The organism is Syntrophus buswellii (assembly GCF_046097065.1).
Classification (GTDB): domain Bacteria; phylum Desulfobacterota; class Syntrophia; order Syntrophales; family Syntrophaceae; genus Syntrophus; species Syntrophus buswellii.
In genome coordinates this window covers 1,151,542-1,172,694 of sequence record NZ_CP175563.1, presented here as the reverse complement: position 1 = coordinate 1,172,694, position 21,153 = coordinate 1,151,542, and the positions used below count along the sequence as shown (strand labels likewise).

At 44.5% G+C, this 21,153-nt stretch carries 18 protein-coding genes; all 18 read left to right on the top strand.

Features of this window, described 5'->3' with window-relative positions:
- The first annotated feature begins 1 nt into the window (after window position 1).
- The 18 genes from ACJ77P_RS05280 (at window position 2) to ACJ77P_RS05195 (ending at window position 21,120) form a co-directional block, all read left to right on the top strand.
- A complete protein-coding gene (locus ACJ77P_RS05280) occupies window positions 2–1,126 on the top strand; it encodes a Gfo/Idh/MocA family protein (protein WP_408999186.1) in 1,125 nt (374 codons plus the stop codon).
- A complete protein-coding gene (locus ACJ77P_RS05275) occupies window positions 1,116–2,309 on the top strand; it encodes a DegT/DnrJ/EryC1/StrS family aminotransferase (protein WP_408999185.1) in 1,194 nt (397 codons plus the stop codon). The genes ACJ77P_RS05280 and ACJ77P_RS05275 overlap by 11 nt, the downstream gene beginning before the upstream one ends.
- Window positions 2,287–3,048 (top strand): ChbG/HpnK family deacetylase, encoded by a 762-nt coding sequence (locus ACJ77P_RS05270; RefSeq protein ID WP_408999184.1) that lies wholly within the window; start codon window positions 2,287–2,289, stop codon window positions 3,046–3,048. Before ACJ77P_RS05275 ends, ACJ77P_RS05270 begins: the two co-directional genes overlap by 23 nt.
- Window positions 3,045–4,136 carry a lipid II:glycine glycyltransferase FemX gene (locus ACJ77P_RS05265; protein WP_408999183.1) on the top strand — a complete coding sequence of 364 codons (1,092 nt, stop codon included), beginning with the start codon at window positions 3,045–3,047 and terminating at the stop codon, window positions 4,134–4,136. The genes ACJ77P_RS05270 and ACJ77P_RS05265 overlap by 4 nt, the downstream gene beginning before the upstream one ends.
- Window position 4,137: 1 nt before the next feature.
- Entirely contained in the window at window positions 4,138–5,781 is a 1,644-nt protein-coding gene (locus ACJ77P_RS05260; RefSeq protein WP_408999182.1) for an MBOAT family O-acyltransferase, read from the top strand.
- 21 nt (window positions 5,782–5,802) lie between these two features.
- Window positions 5,803–6,963, top strand: coding sequence for a hypothetical protein (locus ACJ77P_RS05255; protein WP_408999181.1), 1,161 nt, complete (start codon window positions 5,803–5,805; stop codon window positions 6,961–6,963).
- A 74-nt stretch (window positions 6,964–7,037) separates the two neighbouring features.
- Window positions 7,038–8,330 (top strand): O-antigen ligase family protein, encoded by a 1,293-nt coding sequence (locus ACJ77P_RS05250; protein WP_408999180.1) that lies wholly within the window; start codon window positions 7,038–7,040, stop codon window positions 8,328–8,330.
- 126 nt (window positions 8,331–8,456) lie between these two features.
- The gene (locus tag ACJ77P_RS05245) at window positions 8,457–9,845 is read left to right on the top strand and encodes a transposase (RefSeq protein ID WP_273697206.1); all 1,389 of its coding nucleotides are present in this window, start codon (window positions 8,457–8,459) and stop codon (window positions 9,843–9,845) included.
- Window positions 9,846–9,903: 58 nt separating this feature from the next.
- The gene (locus ACJ77P_RS05240) at window positions 9,904–10,860 is read left to right on the top strand and encodes an acyltransferase family protein (protein WP_408999179.1); all 957 of its coding nucleotides are present in this window, start codon (window positions 9,904–9,906) and stop codon (window positions 10,858–10,860) included.
- A 16-nt stretch (window positions 10,861–10,876) separates the two neighbouring features.
- The gene (locus tag ACJ77P_RS05235; RefSeq protein WP_408999178.1) at window positions 10,877–11,788 is read left to right on the top strand and encodes a glycosyltransferase family 2 protein; all 912 of its coding nucleotides are present in this window, start codon (window positions 10,877–10,879) and stop codon (window positions 11,786–11,788) included.
- A 14-nt stretch (window positions 11,789–11,802) separates the two neighbouring features.
- Window positions 11,803–12,102 (top strand): ATP-grasp fold amidoligase family protein, encoded by a 300-nt coding sequence (locus tag ACJ77P_RS05230; RefSeq protein ID WP_408999177.1) that lies wholly within the window; start codon window positions 11,803–11,805, stop codon window positions 12,100–12,102.
- Window positions 12,103–12,128: 26 nt separating this feature from the next.
- Window positions 12,129–13,205: a hypothetical protein gene (locus ACJ77P_RS05225; RefSeq protein WP_408999176.1), complete on the top strand. Its 1,077-nt coding sequence runs from the start codon at window positions 12,129–12,131 to the stop codon at window positions 13,203–13,205.
- Between the two features lie 54 nt (window positions 13,206–13,259).
- Window positions 13,260–14,600: an oligosaccharide flippase family protein gene (locus tag ACJ77P_RS05220; RefSeq protein WP_408999175.1), complete on the top strand. Its 1,341-nt coding sequence runs from the start codon at window positions 13,260–13,262 to the stop codon at window positions 14,598–14,600.
- A gap of 6 nt (window positions 14,601–14,606) precedes the next feature.
- The gene (locus ACJ77P_RS05215) at window positions 14,607–15,734 is read left to right on the top strand and encodes a CapA family protein (protein ID WP_408999174.1); all 1,128 of its coding nucleotides are present in this window, start codon (window positions 14,607–14,609) and stop codon (window positions 15,732–15,734) included.
- Window positions 15,735–15,778: 44 nt separating this feature from the next.
- Entirely contained in the window at window positions 15,779–16,729 is a 951-nt protein-coding gene (locus ACJ77P_RS05210; RefSeq protein WP_408999173.1) for an ATP-grasp fold amidoligase family protein, read from the top strand.
- Between the two features lie 100 nt (window positions 16,730–16,829).
- A complete protein-coding gene (locus tag ACJ77P_RS05205) occupies window positions 16,830–18,476 on the top strand; it encodes an asparagine synthase-related protein (protein WP_408999172.1) in 1,647 nt (548 codons plus the stop codon).
- Window positions 18,477–18,572: 96 nt separating this feature from the next.
- Window positions 18,573–19,994 (top strand): hypothetical protein, encoded by a 1,422-nt coding sequence (locus tag ACJ77P_RS05200; RefSeq protein WP_408999171.1) that lies wholly within the window; start codon window positions 18,573–18,575, stop codon window positions 19,992–19,994.
- A gap of 250 nt (window positions 19,995–20,244) precedes the next feature.
- Window positions 20,245–21,120: an exosortase/archaeosortase family protein gene (locus ACJ77P_RS05195; RefSeq protein WP_408999170.1), complete on the top strand. Its 876-nt coding sequence runs from the start codon at window positions 20,245–20,247 to the stop codon at window positions 21,118–21,120.
- Window positions 21,121–21,153 lie beyond the last annotated feature (33 nt).

The window sequence follows — 21,153 nt, the reverse complement described above, 5'->3', positions numbered from 1 at the left end:
AATGCTGAAAATTGCCATAGTAGGATGTGGAAAAATCGCCGACTCACACGCATCGGAGATTCAAAAAATCCCAGGTTGTAAAATCATCGCCGTATGCGACACTGAATTGCTCATGGCAAAGCAACTTTATGATAGATTCCCAGTCAAGCATTATTTCAGTGATCTTAACAAGCTTATTCATGAGACACAGCCTGACGTCGTTCATATCACAACGCCACCCCAAACTCATTTCAAACTTGGCATGCAATGCCTGGAAGCAGGATGCCATCTCTACATTGAAAAACCATTCACGCTTAATACTGCCGAGGCAGAAAAGTTGATTGCCTTTGCCAATCAGGCCAGCCTCAAAGTCACAGTCGGCCATGACGCACAGTTTAGCATCGTTGCTCAGCAGATGCGCAAACTTGTGCAGGATGGCTATTTAGGTGGCCCTTCTGTGCACCTTGAAAGTTCATGGTGCTATGACTTGGGAGACGAAACCTACGCTAAGACATTGCTCGAAGATAAGCAACACTGGGCACGCACCCTACCTGGCGGATTATTGCACAACATCATAAGCCACGGCGTATCCAAAATCGCAGAGTTCTTTACCAGCGACTCACCCCATGTAACAGCGTATGGCTTCGTAAGCCCCTTTCTCAGAAAATTGGGAGAAAACGTTCTTGTCGATGAGCTTCGGGCCATTATCAGCGAAGAAGGAGGTACGACAGCCTACTTTACATTCTCTTCACAAATGCAGCCATGTCTCCATCAATTCCGCATCTATGGTCCCAAGAACGGCATTATGATCGATGAGGACAAAAGGATTCTGATTAAATTGCAAGGCGGCAACTACAAGAGCTATGCTGAGCATTTTATTCCACCCATCAGTTTTGCCAAGCAGTATCTATCGAATTTTGTCCATAACGCCCGCCTATTCCTGGCAATGGACTTCCACATGGACGTAGGTAAGAAATATCTTATTGAATCGTTTTACCGTGCGATTACCGAAGGTTCACCCTTGCCCATACCATATCGCGAGATACTCTTGACATCCAGAATCATGGACGCCATTTTTGACCAAATCGGCACGAAAGAACCAGATCCTCCATATCGCACTTCGGGGAATTTATGCCGTGTCCGTTAAGTTCCTTTCCTGTAATGGCATCGGGCTCAGTCCACTCGATATCCTGGCCAGCTTCTTCCAATCCTCCCCCCAACTGCCGGATGGTTATGGCTTTACGGACCGCCAGGCCATCTTCACCTACCAGGGCCGTTACGCGGTTCATTTCATCTGTCGACTATTAAATATTGGACCGGGCGCGGAAGTGCTTGCACCAGCCTACAATTGCGGAGCGGAAATCGATCCCTTTGTCTGGGCCGGAGCAAAAGTGGTTTTTTACCGGGTCGATGAGCGGGGTGCCATAGACACGCAGGATATCATCCGACGGGTCACTGCATCGACAAAGCTGGTTTATGTTTCACATTTCTTTGGATGGCCTCAGGATATTGAAGCCCTTTCCCGCTGGTGCCGGGGAAATAAGCTTTTCCTTTTGGAAGATTGCGCACTCTGCCTCTTCAGCGAAGGCCCCCAAAAGACCATCGGCCGTATAGGCGATGCCGCGATTTACAGTTTTGTGAAGTCACTTCCTGTGCCGGACGGCGGCGCCCTGGTATTAAAAAACAAAGACGCCTGGAAGGGAAAAACACCATTTCGGCCGCCGCCCTTTCGTAACATTCTGCTGAACAGTTTACCACTTCTGAAAAAATGGTTCATGAACGCCAATCCGCTCTGGCAGAAGTATGACTTGACGCGCCAGCTTCTCAATAAAAGTTGGCTGAAAAAACCGATGAACCAGGACCAAGAGATCGAACGTGAAATGCCACAAAGCAATTATTTTGATCCGCAGAAAATCGAATGGTCGATTTCTCGATTGTCCAAAAGGATACTAAGCAAGACAAGCCCTCAGGAAATCATCGAGGCTAGAAGGCGCAATTATCAATACTTACATGACGCGTTGCGGAATGTCCCCTCCATAAGATTGCTGTTTGATGCACTGCCCGATGGTGTATGCCCTTTATCGTTTCCGATTTATGTAAATGACCGCAACTGCTGGGCTCAAGCCCTGGAAAATCATGGAATTCTCGTGGGCGGCTGGCCCTCGTACCACCGAGGTTTCAGTTGGAAGGATTTCCCCGAAGCCCGACATTTGAAGAATGATCTGTTGACACTCCCGCTTCATCAAGGCTTAGCGCTTCATCAGATGGCATACATTGCAGAATGCGTTCAATCGATTGCCAAGGACCATGGTCATCATTACAGCCGATGATTTCGGCAAAACCGGACATGCAACCGAAAGCATCCTTAAATGCTTTTTCAAACGGCGCATTACGTCGACCAGCGCCATGGTGTTTATGGAAGACTCGGAGCGCGCTGCCTCATTGGCCTCTCAGACCAGCCTGGAAGTCGGTCTCCATATCAATTTTACCATGCCTTTCAGCGCAGAGAGGGTATCCCCTGAGATTCTGAAACATCACAAGAGAGTTGTCTCCTATCTGACCAAAAACAAACTGGCCCAGGTAATATACAATCCCTTGCTGGCCGATTCATTTCACCATCTTTTTTCATCGCAGCAGAAAGAGTTTATTCGCCTTTATGGAAGACTTCCCGACTTTTACAATGGCCACCATCATATGCATCTCTGCGCTAATATGCTGTTAGGCAGGGTTCTTCCGGAAGGCGGACGCATACGCCGGACGTTTACCTTCGATGCAGGCGAAAAGGATTTTTTTAATCGGCTCTATCGATACGCCCTGGATGCACTTGTTGATGGGAGATTCCTTTCAACCGACAGTTTCTTCAGCATCTTACCCATTGAAGACCACAAGCGACTTCAGAATATCTTGCATCGATCTGCCCGGAGCAATGTGGAGATTGAAGTGCACCCGGAAAATGCCGACGAAGTGGAGTTTCTTTTTAGCGATCGATTCCGGCAATTAATAGCTTCCGTTCATATGGGCACTTTTCAAGATTTAAATATTCGGAGGCAATTGAAAAATCGTTTATGAGCGCCAAACCCACCCCTCTCGATAGCGGATACACCGCGGAATTCGACACTGTCACTGAAAAGCAATGGGAGGAAATTCTCACGCATTTCACGGATGCAAATATCTATCAAACCTGGCCATATGATGCGGTTCGCTGCGGAGAAAAAAATCTGGGGCACCTCGTCTTACGATTCGATGGTCAGGTTGTTTCTGTGGCTCAGGTGCGGCTCGTGCGCATTCCAGGTCTTGGAGTGGGTGCGGCGTATCTCCGCTGGGGTCCCCTCTGGCAGGGTTGGAACCAGGAACCGGAGCCTTCTGTTTTCAGATTGGCACTGCGTTCACTAAGAAATGAGTATGTCTGCCGGCGAGGTCTGATACTGCGCATCTTTCCCCTCGTATATGATGATAACTCCAATTTCTTTTCTGATATTTTGCTGCAGGAGGGATATTCACCCGTACCCGAAGAAAGCCGAGGCCGTACGCTGGTCATGGATATCAGCCAGCCGCTGGATGAGGTGAGAAAAAAATTCGACCAGAAGTGGCGCAATTGCCTCAACAAGTCGGAACGGAATAATCTGGAAGTCATAGAAGGGACAGATGACCGTCTTTTTGCTGAGTTCATTGGACTCTACCATGCCTTGCTGGAAAGGAAACAATTTCAAGAGCCAAATGATATCAATGAATTCAGGATGATCCAGCAATCACTGACCAATGAATATAAAATGCGGATTTTTCTGTGCCGGGAGAACGGCCTTAATTCCGCTGGTGCTATCTGCGCGGCCATTGGTGATACGGGCGTCTACATATTCGGGGCAACAAATAATGAAGGAATGAAAAATAAAGGTTCTTATTTGCTCCAATGGAAAGCAATTCAATGGATGAAGGAAAGTGGATGCCTGTACTATAATTTAAACGGCATTAATCCAGAGAAAAATCCAGGTGGATATCATTTCAAGGCAGGACTTTCAGGAAAAAACGGCAGGGATGTTTACTATCTTGGAAGGTTCGATTGTTATTCCAACGCACTTACGGCCAAACTTGCCCTTTCTGCCGATGCCTTGCTCCCGTCGATGAAAAAGATACTTGGCAAGATAGCCGCACCGAGATGATATGCAGCTCAACTCGCTGACCTATATTGCATTTTTCCTCCTCACTTATCTGGCTTACAGGACGGCGCCGCACCGGTTTCAGAACAGGCTGCTTCTGATAGCCAGTTACATATTTTATGCCTGGTGGGACGTTCGATTTCTGTTCCTCATTCTCCTCTCGACGGTCATGAACTATGGTTGCGGGATTGTTCTCCGGGAAGGTGTAATCAGCGCCCGGCAACGATTCTTTTTTTCTGTATGGATCATTATCGCTTACTTCCTTACCATTGTCATTCAATGGCAGCATTTCGCCCCATTCCAGAGCACATCAGCTTCCAGTACCAACTGGCATGCTCTGGTTTCAGGTCAGCCAGATACCTGGCTGTTTTTTGTGGCGTTTGGAATTGGCGTTTCCCTTTTTAACCTGGTTTATCCCAGGATTGCATCACTGAGTGAAGAAAGAAAAAGAGGCCTTTTTGTTCTTCTCGGCGTGTCCGTCAATCTCGTTTTATTAGGATTTTTCAAATATTATAATTTTTTCATCGAAAACATCGAATGGCTTCTTTCGGGTTTGAATATGAACCCGCCAAGGCTTCATCTCAACATCATCCTTCCCATCGGGATCTCTTTTTATACCTTCAAAGGTATCAGTTATGTGGTCGATTCCTACCGGGGCAAAGTTAAAATCCCGCATTCCTTTTCCGATTTTTCCCTCTTCATGGCGTTTTTCCCATCCATATTAGCGGGACCAATCGACAGGGCCTCTTCTTTTCTGCAACAAATCTGTGAAAGGCGAAACCTGAGCTGGGAACAGTCTATCCGAGGGATTCATCTCTTTTTGTATGGCTTGTTCAAAAAAGTTGTTATTGCGGATGGCGTGGTCCGATCCGTTGCCTCCGTCTTTGATTCGACCGGTCAGGCGAGCTGGATCGATGTTGTGCTCGCCACCTTGCTGTTTACGATTCAAATCTATTGCGACTTTTCCGGATATACGGATATGGCAAGAGGATCAGCGAAACTGTTGGGCATCGATCTGATGGTCAACTTCAAGCTGCCGTATTTCTCAAAAAATCCTCAGGAGTTCTGGTCTCGATGGCATATCAGCCTGTCCACCTGGCTGCGGGACTATCTCTACATTCCCTTGGGCGGCAACCGGACCGGCCAGGCAAAAACATACCGCAATTTGATTATTACGATGATTCTTGGCGGGCTATGGCACGGTGCCGCCTGGAATTTCGTGTTGTGGGGATTGTATCATGGCATTGCGCTCAGCATTCACAGGGCAATCCTTTCAATCAGGACAGCAGCGCGTCAACGTAAAGGCCTTTTTTACGATATTGCCAAGATCACAGTCTGTCTTATGATTGTTTGCTATGGATGGCTGCTCTTTCGCGCGCCGACACTGGAGAAGATATTGACCCTTACCTCAACCCTGATTTTTGATTTCGGTAACTTGGATCTCGGTATTGCCTGGCCGAGATTGGCCGCCGCCATAGGCATCCCAATTTTATTTATTGTAGAGCTTACTGAGAAAGCCGGTGAAGAAAAACCATTTTATAAAAAAATGCCGGTACCTGCCTGGACTTCATTATATGCCGCATTCATCTTTTGCATGGCGATGGGAATATCAACCGAATCGACACAATTCATTTACATGGTCTTTTAGCCAATAGATGAATCGGTTTTCATGAAAAATATTAAGATCGTTCTTTGGATACTATTTTATCTGATTCTCATTGACCTGAGTGTGAACATAGTATTCCGTTATCCGAAAGACCCTCATAACGTCAGTCCGTCATTTCTGCAAAGCTATTTTGATTATGGCCGTTCGGTTGAAGGCAAGCTGCAGTGGATGACCCGTCCCACAACGGCCGAATCCGCGCCAAGGGTTAGCGGCGGCTGGCTAAAAAGCGAAAAATATCTTTCGCTGCCTGCAAAGACTACCAGGAAGGATGAAGTCCTCATCGCCTTGTATGGCATGTCGCATACAGAACAACTTTGGAAGGCCATTCAAAAAACGGACAACAAATATCTAGTTCGTGGATTTATGGCCGCCGGCGCTACACCGAACTGGTCTTACGCATCTTATGAATTCGATATGGGGAGACATAAAGCGGATGCGGTCGTACTCGGAATTTTAACGGACAGTGTCCCCCCCATTACATCAACTACAGGCATGACCGCCTTCTTTGATTCCAGCTTCCCATACACATTCCCACGATATACTGTAAAAGATGGGAAACTCCGAATTGCACACCCACCTTTTTATGATGCAAAAGGATATATTGATCATTTTTATAACCCATCAAAATGGAAGGCATATCGTGGCTGGCTTGCAAAGAATGACAAATACTATGATCCTCTTTTATTCCAAAGGTCAATCCTTGATCATTCCGCCTTTTTCAGACTGCTGCGGCGGGCATATTCAGAAAGAGAAAAGCAGGAACGCACTAAGTCTGTTCATACAAAAACAGGATTTATCGAGACGAGTGAAGAGATTGTCATTTTGAGAACAATCGTCAAAACATTTGCAGAATCAGCGAGGAGAGACGATATCATACCGGTAGTTTATATAGTCAACAGCAAAGGTACTGGCGATCATCTCTTCAGAATTTTGAAACCAACACTTGACGAATACAACATCCCTCATCTGAGTACGCATCTAATTTGTCCGCCGGATGATCCGAATGTATACCTGACCGAAAATTCTCATTTTATCCCATCAAAGGATATGGAGTTGGCTGGCAAAATGATTAAAATCATCAAAAAAGAAATAGCAAAGAAAAAGACATCAAAATCTAGACAGGTGGCTGTGCAAGTACCTGAAAACTTGCGCCCTGCATATTAAGCCGTTAACAATAACCGATAATATACACAATGCGTTCAATAGCTTTACTCATCTGCACAATATTTGTGCTCTTCATGCTTAGGCTTGATCGAAAGCAGTCGCCTGAAGTTACCTTTGCCTTTTGGATACCCACGATCTGGTTTCTGGTAGTTTCGAGTAAACCTGTTGCTCTCTGGTTTCAGTCAACCGGCGCAACAATAGAAGAAGGTAATCCATTGGATCGCCTTTTTCTGATCGTTATACTCTGCCTTGGATTGGCCATGCTGATTAAAAGAAAGTTCAATTGGTCAGATATTATAAAGGAAAATATTTGGTTACTGATTCTTTTGAGTTACATGCTTTTCAGTTGCCTTTGGACTGATGCGCCATTTATATCCTTCAAGCGTTGGACACGAGAGCTGATTACGATCGTTATGGTCTTTGTTATGATAAGTGAACCACAACCCTGGAAGTCTTTGGAAAGTCTGTTACGAAGAACCATATATATACTCATTCCATTCTCATACTTACTTATAAACTATTTTCCTGAATATGGCCGTCTGTATCTTCATCATTCAGGTGATCTCATGTGGATCGGCGCGACCCTGCATAAAAACAGCCTTGCCATGCTATGTGTAACCGCTATTTTTTTTCTCATCTGGACATTTATCAGAAGACGGGAGGAAAGTATCAACCCCGTTCCCCGGTATAAAAATTATTTTGAAGCATTAATCCTCATTTTGGCATTATGGCTCCTGGGAGGGCCAAATCATAGTTTCAATTATTCGGCAACTGCAACCATTGCAGGTACTATAGGTTTAGTCATGCTTATCGGTTTTTATTGGTTAAAAAAACGAGGAATAATTCTCAGTCCAATTATACTAACAGCCCTAATTGCTGTTATTTTTATTTATGGAACCATCACCCCAATGATCGGCAAGCTATCATTGATCGATGTATCATCAGTCACTGGCCGGGAAAAGACGTTGACGGGAAGAACACAAGTCTGGGAACAGCTTGTACCGGTAGCAATGAAACGCCCTCTTATTGGCTATGGGCACGGCGGTTTTTGGACGACTGATGCCCGAGCAGACTTTGACATTACCGGATCTCATAATGGATTCCTTGATATTATTCTAAGTTTAGGATTTGTCGGTTTGGTACTATACAGCATATTTTTCCTATCCAATATTCGAAAGGCTCAAAAAGTGATTCTACGGAATTTTGATTGGGGAGTATTCTGGATATGCTCCTTGGTAATATTCCTTCTAAGCAATATAACAGAGTCGTCAGTTGCCTCATTCATGTCATCAGATTTTGTGGTCATTCTATGTATAACCTTTACCTCTGTAGCCAATTCTTCATCTGCCTCTGACTTTACATCTTAAAGATCTCAACTTTCGCAGGTGCAAATGACTCTTAACATATTGTAATTATTAATTGTATAGCGTCACAACGTGTAATATATGGGTTTTGTTCGCCAACAATAACCCTTTACAACACGAGGTGACGCTATGAGCAAAATTGTAACAGACATCGTTTCCTGTGAAAACCAGATTCATCAATTCTTTCAAAATCAGAGAATCAGTAGCCTGCTGAAGCGCAGCAACATCGATAAGGAAAAAGGGATTGCTCCTGTCACTTTATTCCGGATGCTGTTCACACTGGTCTTTACCGGCAAGAACCTGTACCGCACCCTCGAAGGAGGTGGAAACTGCGGTATGGCCAAGGACACGGTGTATCGCTTCCTCAATTCGGTTCATACCCATTGGAGAAGGTTCCTTCTATTGTTAAGCTCCCGGCTGATCCGAGAGGAGCTGAGGCAACTAACTGGCGCTGGCAATATGAAGGTGTTGATCGCCGATGATACTCTTTACCGGCGCAATCGGAGCCGGCAAGTCGAGTTGCTATCGCGGGTTTTTGACCATACCGACCATCGGTATTATCGCGGATTCAGAATGCTCACCCTGGGTTGGTCCGACGGTAACAGTTTTCTGCCTGTTTCCTGTGCTCTGCTGGCTTCCAGCAGTGAAAAGAATCGTCTGGTTCCCATGCATTCAGATCTTGACCGTCGCACCAACGGAGCGAAGCGACGCCGGGAAGCGATCCGCAAGGCAACCGATGTCCTGGTCGAGATGGTCGCCGAGGCCACGGCAAGTGGGATCGAGGTCCGTCACCTTCTGTTCGATAGCTGGTTCGCTTATCCCACAATCATGAGGAAGTTGCTTGCCCAGGGGATGCATACCCTCTGTATGCTCAAGGTTACGGAAAAGATCTTCTATCGCTACCAGGGGGAAGATATCCATCTGGCAGCCCTCTACCGGAAGATCCGCAAGCGGCGAGGCCGCGCAAAGATTCTCGCTTCGGTCAGAATCGAGATTGGCAAGGACGACAAGGGCGTTCCGATTCCGGCGAAGATCGTCTTTGTGCGGGACCGCCGCGCAAAAAAGTGGCTGGCCCTGCTTTCCACCGATACAGCCCTGAGTGACGAAGAGATCATCACGACCTATAAGCGCCGCTGGGACATTGAGGTGTTTTTTAAAATGGCGAAATCGTTCCTCAATCTCGCCAAGGAGTGCCAGAGTCGGTCTTATGACGCTCTTGTTGCTCAGGCCCATGTGGTGTGCTGCCGATACATCATGCTGGCCCTTGCCAAGCGGACGAACCAAGATCCCCGAACTTTTGGGACCCTGTTTCACGCCTGCTGTGAAGAACTTGAGCAGGTGACTTTTGCGGAAGCGCTGGCCATTTTACTGATACTCTTAAAGCAGGCATTGGAAACCGTTCCCGAAATGACCAGGGATCTGATTCGATCCATGATCGAACGGTTTCTTAGGGAACTTCCGCCAATTTATGGGGCACGCTGGCTACTAGACTGGCAAAAGAACGCTGTTTCTTGTTAATGAACAAGCACTTAAGGACATTTAACCTTGTGCGAAAGTTGAGTTAAAGATCTATAAAATGAAAAATCCAGACACACAATTTCTACGGGCACTGGCAATTTCCTTAGTAATAAATTCGCATCTCGATAGTTATTATCCTATCCCTTACATCGGAACCGGTGGCGCTATCGGCAATTCCATCTTCTTTTTTCTTTCAGCCGTTGGCTTGTACTTAAGCCAACAAGGAAAAAATAAAAATTTCACGGAATGGTTTACAAACAGAATAAGTCGTATTTATCCTTCACTATGGATTGTATTAATCTCACTTTTGATGCCTGTGCTGATTTGGCAAGGCAAATTATCTTACAGTACAACAACAATTTTCATTGGTTATTTTTTCAACCCGCCTTTTTGGTTTCTTCAGGCACTGTTAGTCTATTGTTTATTGGCCTTTCCTCTCATCAAGAATTTATGGAAAACAAATATATTAGTCATCTTGGGCATATTGGGACTTATATATATAGGCTGTTACATCTCCATCGTCGACCTTTCGAAATGGTCCATTGAGGAGTCGCCATTCGATTTAATCCATTATTTCATGGTGTTCTTATTCGGAATCTATATCGCAAAGAAAAACAAAGATGTCTCTTACGCAGGACTTAGGGATTATCTTTATCTTTTTTCCATTGTCGGCCTGATGTATACGCAAAAGTTTCTTATGCTGAAGGGGCTTTCTCTTGAGTATCAGTTCTTGCAGCAATTATTGATATATCCCCTCGTCTATTATTTACTGAAGATCAGCAGAAGTCCGTTCATCGCCAATAAATTGATGGGTTCACCATACATATCCCGTGTGGTGGATTTTGTCGCCAATAACACATTGGAAATATACATGGTGCATCAAACCATAAGCATTCCGATTCAATATATGAAAATGTCTTTTCCTATTAATATAATCGTTTTTCTTATCCTGACATTGTTTCTATCCGCAATAGTGAACAGATTGGCAAATACTATCAGGAACAAAATCATATAAACTACCCCTGTGACTTATGAAAGATCACATCTCAATTTGTATTTGCACCTATCGACGAAATCGGATGCTGGAACGCCTTCTCCGTAAACTGGCTCTTCAGGAAACAGATGAACATTTTGATTATTCCATCGTTGTGGTGGACAATGACGCCTTAGGTCCTGCCAGAGAAACGGTAATGAGATTGAAAGATGAACTGGGTTTGGACATCACTTACGGCATAGAACCGATACAAACAATATCGGCCGCCAGAAACCATTCAATACGATTGGCAAAAGGTAATTACATAGGCATTATTGATGATGATGAATTCCCACCGACACATTGGCTAGTCACGATGTATAGAGCAATCCTAACTTTTGACGTGGATGGCGCATTGGCCCCTGTTCATCCATTTTTCGAGAAAGAACCACCCGCCTGGCTGGTAAAAAGCAAATTCTGTGAACGCCCGGTACACCGAACAGGTACGCTTTTGATGTGGGACCAGACTCGGACGGGAAATGTTCTACTCAAAAAAGATGTTTTTGATGAACATCAACTCTGTTTCGATTTAAAGTATAAGACCAGCGGGTCTGACAAAGAATTCTTCAGAGAGGCAATGGCCATGGGTTACCGGTTTATTGCCGTTGAGGAAGCGCCGGTTTACGAGGTTGTACCACCTGAGCGTCAGACCAAAAGCTATTATCTGAGACGTGCCGTTCTTCAAGCCTCCAATGAAAGAAGATACAGGGCGCCTTTACTGCGTGGCCTTTCAAAAGTTTCGGCGCCGATGAAAGCGATGGCCGCATTAATGGTTTACACTCTCATACTACCTTTTAGCGCCTTTAAAGGAAGTCATTCTGCTATGAAATATGCAGAAAAAGCTGCATACCATGCAAGCTGGCTGCTGGCCATGCTGGGGATTGATTTGGCAAGGAAGCGGAGCTTTTAGGTGGGAAACAATATTTGCACTACCTAGAACAATATCACAAACCATACCATCTGCCATCGAACATAGATGAAATGATTACATTGGCAGAATCATTGGCGGCTGGTTTCGAATTTATCCGGGTGGTCCTGTACCAGCAGGGGCACAACATTTATTTTGGCGAGTTAACACCAACACCTTATCCTGCGGGGATAAGCACCTTCGCTGGATTCGATATAAATAATCTTGACTCCGCTCTTGGGGAAAATGGAAGAAACACTGATATACTTTTGCAGCAAGCGCATGCATGGACGATATTCTCAAAATACCATATCTGAGCACGAATTTTATCTAGGGGGAAACAATGAGCCAGATTGAACGTTGTAACCGATGCATCTTGCCTACTAGCTTGCCGAGTGTAAAGTTGGATGAGCAGGGAATCTGTAATCATTGTCGCGAATATGAGCATTCTAAGACGAGTTGGGTTGCCAAAAAGGAAAAGGAGTACAAAAAATGGGAGGCAATCATTGCCGCTGCGAAGAAGAAAAACCGGAGGTACGACTGCTTGATCCCATTGAGTGGTGGTAAGGACAGTGCATATGCTCTGTACGTGTGCGCAAAGATGCATGGGTTGAAATGCCTCGCTGTAACTTTTGATAATGGCTACTTGACCCAGCATGCCCAGGAGAATATTCGCAGTTCTATAGATGCCTGTGATGCAGATCATATGACCTTCCGACTCAGCCGTCCCACACAACTCCTGCTTTATAGAATGTATCTGTCCCGCTGCGGGTCGTTCTGTCCCGCTTGTATGAGAGGGATATTTGAAAGTATTGAAATCGCTTCCCGTACATTCAAAATTCCCCTTGTTGTTTTGGGCGGCGGGTGGCGCGTTACATATCTGTCCATGCTCACGGAAATATTCCAAGGCGGTGATCAGTGGGTATTTTCAAGGGTCGCAGATCAGCAACCAAGAATCGAAGCAGCTCATCGGCTAGGAGCTGCTTCACGGTTTGCTCGGATGCCGAAACTATTTTTCCGAATCGAAAGAAAACTTCGGCACTGGCGCGGTCCGAAAGAAGTCGATATCTATGACTATATGGATACAGACCGCAGTGATGTACTGAAGATTATAACTAAAGAACTTGGTTGGAAGCAAACGAGTTCAGATTTTGAACACACGGACTGCGGGCTGCATCCTGTGGTGGGTTATATCCATGGGCTTCGTTTTCCGGCATTGAGTCCTGAGACTGCCCATCACGCCGGACAGATCAGATTCGGTGAATTAACCAGAGAAGAAGCAATAAAACTGGACGAGGAACTGCTAAATAATCGTAGAATTCCTCAAGCACTTGAGGAATTTCTTGAAGATATAGGAATGCCAAAGGAAGAATTTGATCGGCATGCTTCTGATTGGCGGTCTGCAGAGCTGTTCCGTTGAGCAAAAATCCTCACTATCAAGGGTGCTGAATTCCAAAATACAGAAAAGCCATCTGTGAGAATTAAAAATATAAAGCTGAATTTGAAGAACATTGTTATCTGGTTTAAGAATTCCATTTTTATAAAAAACATGCTCATCGTCATGTCAGGAACAGCTTTGGCGCAGATAATCGGTTTTGCATTGACACCGATCATCAGTCGTTTATTCACACCAGCTGATTTTGGAATTTTTGGATCATTCAATGCTGTTAGCGGAGTTATTGCAGCAGGTGTTACACTGGAATACAGTCAAGCAATTATGCTGCCTAAAGAAAAGCGTGATGCCTTTGATGTCCTCTTTATTTCATGTATCGCAACATTAATCATCTCTTTATTGTGTGCATTGATCTGTCTGGTTACACCGACCTATATGATGGAAATCATGAACGCACCTGGGAGATGGGTACTCGCTCTTCTTGTTTTTACCGTTCTGATTACTGGTTTTAATATTACGATGCAGTCTTGGTGTGTGAGGGTTAAAGCCTTTAAACAAACATCGGCATCACAAGTCATTCGGAGCGTTTCATCCAACGCTATGCAGATAGGTCTTGGCTTGTTCAAGACAGGATCAGTCGGCTTAGTTATCAGCAGTGTTTTGGCTGATTTATTCGCAAGCATCAACCTTCTTTGTGTATTCTGGGTTGATTTCAAAACATCGGCACATCAAATCAATTGGTATCGGATAAAACAACTTGCTAGGGATTACATTGATTTTCCCATATATACTGCATCTGGTAACGTTATTAATGCGTTATCCATGGGATTGCCTGTTTTACTGTTGGCAAATTATTTTGGAATTATAGTCGCTGGTGCTTTCGCATTTGCTGAACGGATTCTTTCCGCACCCATGGGGCTTGTCCTGCGAGCGCTTCGGCAGGTACTTTTCCAGAAAGCGGCGGAAACCGATCATCACGGTGGAAGCTTACTGGCTCTTTATATTAAGGTAACAGCAGGGCTGTTCGCTTTATCTGTTATTCCTTCTGTAATTTTATTTATCTGGGCACCTCAGATCTTCGCCTTAATCTTCGGCCATAAATGGCTTATCGCGGGTGAATTTGCAAGCTATCTCGTCATTTGGCTAACATTTATGTTTTGCAACCTCCCTTCCTTATTGTTTGCGAGAATACTTCGTCTTCAGAGACAGCTTTTTATCTTTGGTATCATTTTACTTTCCGTGCGAACCATGGCGCTTGTTATTGGCGGTATGCATATGACAGCCTCCTTCACCGTTTTTTTATTTTCTGTCGTAGGTGCAATCATGAATGTCATTTACATTGTAATCGTTGGGCTTGTATTGATGAAAAAAGAAGGAAAAGACACTTGGAAGGACCTAGCCCATTTAATGAAAGAAGGTTGATCTGTCATGATAACCGTTGTTATTGGCGGCGATATATATCCCTCCGGAAACATACAAAAACCTTTCATCGATGGTAATGCAGAAGAAATATTTCATGATTTGCTGGACGACATTACGTCCGCCGATTTGTCTGTCGTTAATCTGGAGGCGCCCATAGTCTCAAAAGAAACGCCTATTAAAAAGCCAGGAGGCACTTTGGGAGCCCCTATTAATACAATTAATGGATTTATTGCTGCTCGTTGGAACGTTTTGAATTTGGCCAATAATCACAGTTTTGATCAAGGTGTTCAAGGACTACTGGAAACATTTCGTACCATCAAAAAAGCCGGACTTTCTTATGTCGGTGCAGGAGCAAACATTGAGGAAGCCCAAAAACCGTTCATAAAAGAAATTAATGGTGAGAGAATTATTATATATTCTATGGCGGAACGTGAGTTTTCCGTTGCCGACGAAAACATGCCCGGAGCAAACCCTCTTGACATAATCAATTTTCTGGATGCAGTCCAAAAGTACAAAAAAAACGGCATTTTTATTGCTCTTGTCCACGGTGGAAAAGAATATTATCCTTACCCGACACCGGAAATGGTCAGGCGCTGCCGCTTCATGGTGGATGCGGGGGCAGATGCGGTCGTCTGTTGTCATACCCACTGCCCGCTCCCGTGGGAAATTTATGCTAACCGGCCTATCATTTATGGTCTGGGAAATCTGGTTTTTGAACCACTACACGAGACTCTGTCTTCCTGGCATGAAGGATATCTTGCCAGACTGACTGTTGAAAATAGGCGTGTCCATTTTGAACCGATTCCTTATCTTCAATCGAAAGCTATCACTGGCGTTCGAAAAATGGATGATACTTCAAGACAAAGTTTTCTTGACGACATGGAAAAGAAAAACATTCAGATAAAAGATAGCATATTTCTTAAAGATCAGTGGGTACAGTACTGTCGGCAGCAGAAGGACAGCTATTTTTCCATGCTTTTCGGTTATAATAAGATTATGAGTAAGTTAAGGCATCTGTTGCTTCACTTCCTACACTCGAAAGATGAAAGACAGAGGGCGCTGCTTTTAGTGCAATGCGAGACACATCAGGAAATACTGAACACCATATTTAAAGACGAGAGAGTGACCAGATGATCACTTCTCTTAAACTTCAATGAAGAGAACAAACACTGACATCTATGCTGACTTTGGAGGTGACACGTTTAGTGGGATTTACGAACTCGAAATTAATATCCGCATTTTTTAAAGTGTTTTATTGGCCAATGTGCCGGGGCTATGGTCGTTATATAATTGGGAATAAGCCTGCAGGTGAATTTTATAGGAAACTATGTAGTTTTCAATTTTACTTAATTCACCGATATTGGCCAAATTTCTCACAGCCAAGGAGCTTTAACGAAAAATTATGGAGTCGCATGCTGCATGATAGAAACCCAATACTCACGTTGATATCCGACAAATTACTGGTGCGTGAATTCGTATTGAAAAAGATAGGAAAAGAATTCCTAATCCCACTTCTTTGGCAGGGTGCAAATCCGGACGAAATTCCGTTTAATAAATTACCAGCGCGATTTGTGGTCAAAACAAATCATGGGTGTGGCTATGTCATCATTGTGGATGATAGGATGGAGCTTGACAAGAAGAATATAATACGACAGTTGAAGAAGTGGCTTGGCACGAACTTTGGTCAGGACACATACCTTGGCATAGGATGGGCCTACAAGAATATAAAACCTAAAATTATGATTGAAGCATTCATGGATGATGAGGGAAAGCCTCCGGTGGATTATAAGTTCTACTGTTTTTCCGGGCGAGTTGAGTTCCTGACCGTACACTACGATCGGTTCGGGAATCATAAGACCAGGTCGTTCGATAGAAATTTCGAGCCGTATGATTTTAGATATGACTTTGCACAGTGGGAAGGTGAATGTCTGCGGCCGAAGAATTTTGAGAAAATGATTTGCCTATCGGAGGCTTTATCCGAAGACTTTGATTTTATGAGAGTCGATCTATATAACATAAATAACAGCATTTACTTTAGCGAATTAACCCCTTATCCGGGTGGAGTCAGCACAAAGTTTCTGCCTTTAAATCGGGATTATATCCTAGGAGAAAAATGGCAAGAAAAATGAGAGTTGTTCCAGTGTCCTAAAGTTATCCATGTGGTTCCCAATCATAGGCTACAGTGTGTTGATAAAGAATGTAAGGGCGTGTTGGGCTGGAGGAAAATAAATGGCAGATATGCTCATAAGGCTTAATGGTACCGATAATATTTCCGAACATTGGGATGAACTCTGTAAGATATTGAGTTTAGACTCAAAGGGCCAATGTTTTATCTATGGTAAAATAGGAACATTCTGCGTGATTCGTGAGGGTGTAGATGTAATTGCCTCCATAGGCTATGTTTGTCATGTAGGCGGAGATTCGGTTCAGGCCACATTGTCAAAAATTTTGCGTTCCTTTGATGAGACACAGATAGGCACACTGAAGAAGACACTGGTTGGCCAGTATGTGTTGCTGATCAAAAAGGGCGATAGTATTTACCTCTTTTCCGATTTCATGGGAACGCGAAACATCTTTTATTCCGATGATGGAAAGGTCATATCAACTTCATTCTCAGAACTTGAAAATATTTTGGGGACAAGTGCGAATGATCTCGATACTTATAAGGTATTCGAGTTTCTTGCCATGCGTCATATATGTTACCCCTCTTGGCTTGGCCGCTCGACAGAGCACAGACGGATAAAGTGGCTGCTTCCGCATGAATATCTCGTGGTGGATACGGCAAATTCAAGCTACAGGCTTGGTTCAGTTGTCTATTCGATCGATAACAAGAAGCAGTCCGATTGTTCCTTTTTAGCCGACGAGCTTCTGTCCCGCTTAAAAGCAATTATAAATCGCAGAGAGTTCAAGGATGTTCCCGTAGCAGCATCACTGACGGGAGGACGTGACAGTCGGCTGGTTGCCGCCATAGCTGCTGAACAGTTCCGCAATATCCGTTTTCGTACGGCTGTTTCGTTGGAGAGGGTTAGCTCATCAAAGGATTTGGAGGTTGCAGACAGAATTGCTAAGCTTAGAGGAATCCCTCTTGATATTTACACTTTCCAGGCTGGTCGAGATGACAAAAGATTCATTGAGCTTACAGAAGGATTCACACCTGCCTTCAACCATTCCATTTCGCCACTGATAGATAATGCGGGATCCTATTCGTTGGGTTTAGGAGGCGTTTATGGAACCGAACTCTTCATAGCGATACCATGGAACAAAATTGACGGCTATATTCAACAGAAAGTTGAGAACGCGAAACAATCGCTTAAGGTGGAGGATAGTTTCTGGAACAATTTTTGCGGGACGCTCCATGATGAGTTTAGAAGAACAAAAGAACACTTTCAATTAAGCGATGGCGATGAACGAGATTATATTCGCCTGTTCAATTTACTCAACACCGTGCGTTATAGTTCATTCATTTTGTCAGCCTTCAATCGCGCTGGGTATCAGCTTGAACCGTACGGCAATTATGCCATACTGGAATTGGCGCTGCGTGTGGCGCCAGCACTATGGGGAAATCATAGAAGATTGGGTGGCGACGCACTGGTTCAAAAGGCCGCCATGGCCAATTTGGACCCGCGGCTCGCAAAAATAATGACGTATAGCAGCTTCCGGCCGATGACGCCCTTTTCATTACCTTCCGTCCCATTTTATCTGATGGGATTTACGATTCAAGTGGCTTATTGGCTGAGAGAAAGGTTTGAGGGCATCAAGAAGAAGCCAATAAGAACCGTCTTACCGGAAGGGTATTATATCTCGGATGGTTGGGAGAAACACTTTATAGATCGCACGGTGAAGAAGTATGGATTGTCTGTCCAGTCTTCGAGGTGAATTTGGTTGGAATTTAGGGCAGTAGATGATCTCTCACACAAAAATTTAAACTACTATTATCACAGCAAATACTTACAAATATTAGGAGTATAAAAAATGAGAACAAAGAAGGCATTTGATTTATTGTTTGTTTCTTTATTTTGCTTTTGGGCCTATTGCCTGATGCCACTATTTTCTTGGGCTGCTTGCACTGGTTCAAGTCCTAATTGGATAAGTACGGCTGACTATTCCTCTGTGAAGAGTTGCGTTTCACAAGCTGCACCTGGAGATGTAATTACCGTTTCTGGCAATGCCACATGGACAAGTACATTGGAAGTTACACGAGGGGTTCAATTAATTGGTTCGGGGAATCCGACAATAACAGGGGGACTGACACTGATATACTGGATACCGAATGCGGCAGCACAAACAGTGCATGACACTCTGACTATTAGTGGGTTTACCTTCGACGCAAACAATTCAAGCTTAGGGGGGGCTGGAATCATAAGGGTTTATAATAACTCCACATATGGGCATGTTAATTTAATTGTTACAAACAATACAATTCGTAATGCTTCACGTAGTGCGAGAGGCTTATACCTTGGTGGGGCGGTATGGGGTGTGGCGTCTTCAAATATATTTGATCGTATTCCTATTCTATTTGGTATCTACGGCAATGATTTTAACTCATGGAACAATTTAACACAGGCTTATGGTGTGGCCGAGAATTTTTATGTAGAAGACAACACTATCCAATTTTCATCCTCTTTTCCATCTGGTTACTCGGGGTGGACTGAATCAGGTCAAGGCGGTCGGGTTGTCGTAAGGTATAATACGTGGGATTACACAAATGCCGATGCACCCGGAGAGTTTTGGGACATTCACGGACTACAAACGCCTCTCATTGCGAATCCACCAGAAAGCTGCCAGAATTATTCAACGATGGTGTCTGAATATTATGGCAATAAGATTATTAACCAAGTGGGTGCCTACCGATGGATGGCTCATAGGGGGGGCTGGATGTTGATGTTTAACAATACCCTTGCGGGCAATACGAGCCCTTATAACGGTATTACTCAGTATTATTGTAATTCATGCCAGCAAATGGGAAGTTTCAATCAGAAGGCAGACAATACTTATGCATGGAGAAATCTTGCTAATGGAACGGAGAAACCGCTAACTGTTTACAGTCCCGGGGCAGCGCCATATGGTTGCGCATCTGATCCGATCATTGAGAATGCTGATTTCTTTAATTATAATGCCATATTTAATGGAAGCACTGGAGTCGGATGTGGTCCGCTTGCGGCTCGTCCTTCCACCTGTACAACCGGTGTAGCATATTGGGCGACGAATCAATCATGCTCAGATTTATCCGGCATGGTAGGTAAAAACCCGATAATGCCAATTTCCGGCACTCTTTATAAGTGTACTGCAACAAATACATGGACAGCCTATTATACACCGTACCAATATCCTCATCCCATGCGAGAATCTTCCACTCCGATTTCTATTTCTGCTCCGAGGAACTTGCGTTATTAGCTAATCACAGTAATATCCGATAGGATAGAGACGCCCCCTCTGGACTCAGACTGTTTGCCACTGGTGGTATAGATGATGTGTTATCCGACCAAATGGGCCACCTCTGTGACCTTTCCCTTGTCGATTTTCATTCTTCCATTTATCAACTACCTGCATCTTCACATAGTTCGATGGAGCGGAAGGGTGCAGAAGCTTTTCCAGTTATGATAACCAGGGTTTCCCGTATCAACAAGGAAGGAATCAGGACCGCATGAAAATCCCCAAGGCAGACATAATGCGGCATGGAATCTTCCTTGTTGGTGTTTTATCAGCGACAGCTATGGCATATTGGCCTTTGACTGCTCTCCTTGGTTCTCGGCTCGCCAGGGATTATCATTCCTTGATCCCTTTCATACCGATCATCAGCATTTATCTCCTCTACCTGAAAAGAAAGGAGCTACTTAAAGGAATTGGATATTCATTCTTAATTGGTCCCGCAATTCTTATCGCCGGTCTTGCTTTTTTTACAGCTTGTACTACCTTCGGCGGGAGCCTAAATCTTAATGATAATGCGACCGTTATAACAGCATCTTCACTGCTTGTGATCTGGGGGACTTTTATATTTGCGTATGGGACAAAGGCCTTTACATCCGCCCTTTTCCCACTCTTGTTTCTTGTTTTCATGATCCCCTTCCCGTATGAAGTGATGGAGTGGCTCATTACATTTCTGCAGAAGGGTTCGACAGAATTTGCCAACTTTTTGCTCTGGCTTTCACAGGTGCCGTATTATCGGGAAGGATTTGTCTTTCACACGATCGGCATTGATGTAGAAGTAGCGCCGGAGTGCAGTGGTATACGGTCGGGACTGGCGCTTCTCATCACGGCGCTGCTGGCGGGTTATCTGTTTCTCAATTCCTGGTGGCGGCGGGCCATATTGGCCCTCTGCGTGATTCCGATCACGATGCTCAAGAACGGCATTCGCATCACCACATTGACCTTGTTGAGCACCTATGTGGACCCGCGAATCCTGCAAAGCCCCCTGCACAGAGAGGGCGGCATCCCCTTTTTTATTCTGGCGTTGCTTTTGATGGCGCCGATCCTTTACTTTCTGAGGAAAAGAGAAGAGAAAGTAAATCACAGAGAGTGACGGGTATGGATTATGAGTTATCATCTGGATATG

Excerpts from the sequence above, each read along its gene's own strand:
- ACJ77P_RS05210 (WP_408999173.1), top strand. The coding sequence starts at position 15,779 with ATGCTGACTTTGGAGGTGACACGTTTAGTGGGATTTACGAACTCGAAA.
- ACJ77P_RS05195 (WP_408999170.1), top strand. The coding sequence starts at position 20,245 with ATGAAAATCCCCAAGGCAGACATAATGCGGCATGGAATCTTCCTTGTT.
- ACJ77P_RS05260 (WP_408999182.1), top strand. The coding sequence starts at position 4,138 with ATGCAGCTCAACTCGCTGACCTATATTGCATTTTTCCTCCTCACTTAT.
- ACJ77P_RS05235 (WP_408999178.1), top strand. The coding sequence starts at position 10,877 with ATGAAAGATCACATCTCAATTTGTATTTGCACCTATCGACGAAATCGG.
- ACJ77P_RS05245 (WP_273697206.1), top strand. The coding sequence starts at position 8,457 with ATGAGCAAAATTGTAACAGACATCGTTTCCTGTGAAAACCAGATTCAT.
- ACJ77P_RS05215 (WP_408999174.1), top strand. The coding sequence starts at position 14,607 with ATGATAACCGTTGTTATTGGCGGCGATATATATCCCTCCGGAAACATA.
- ACJ77P_RS05205 (WP_408999172.1), top strand. The coding sequence starts at position 16,830 with ATGGCAGATATGCTCATAAGGCTTAATGGTACCGATAATATTTCCGAA.
- ACJ77P_RS05255 (WP_408999181.1), top strand. The coding sequence starts at position 5,803 with ATGAAAAATATTAAGATCGTTCTTTGGATACTATTTTATCTGATTCTC.
- ACJ77P_RS05265 (WP_408999183.1), top strand. The coding sequence starts at position 3,045 with ATGAGCGCCAAACCCACCCCTCTCGATAGCGGATACACCGCGGAATTC.
- ACJ77P_RS05270 (WP_408999184.1), top strand. The coding sequence starts at position 2,287 with ATGGTCATCATTACAGCCGATGATTTCGGCAAAACCGGACATGCAACC.
- ACJ77P_RS05240 (WP_408999179.1), top strand. The coding sequence starts at position 9,904 with ATGAAAAATCCAGACACACAATTTCTACGGGCACTGGCAATTTCCTTA.
- ACJ77P_RS05225 (WP_408999176.1), top strand. The coding sequence starts at position 12,129 with ATGAGCCAGATTGAACGTTGTAACCGATGCATCTTGCCTACTAGCTTG.
- ACJ77P_RS05200 (WP_408999171.1), top strand. The coding sequence starts at position 18,573 with ATGAGAACAAAGAAGGCATTTGATTTATTGTTTGTTTCTTTATTTTGC.
- ACJ77P_RS05250 (WP_408999180.1), top strand. The coding sequence starts at position 7,038 with ATGCTTAGGCTTGATCGAAAGCAGTCGCCTGAAGTTACCTTTGCCTTT.
- ACJ77P_RS05280 (WP_408999186.1), top strand. The coding sequence starts at position 2 with ATGCTGAAAATTGCCATAGTAGGATGTGGAAAAATCGCCGACTCACAC.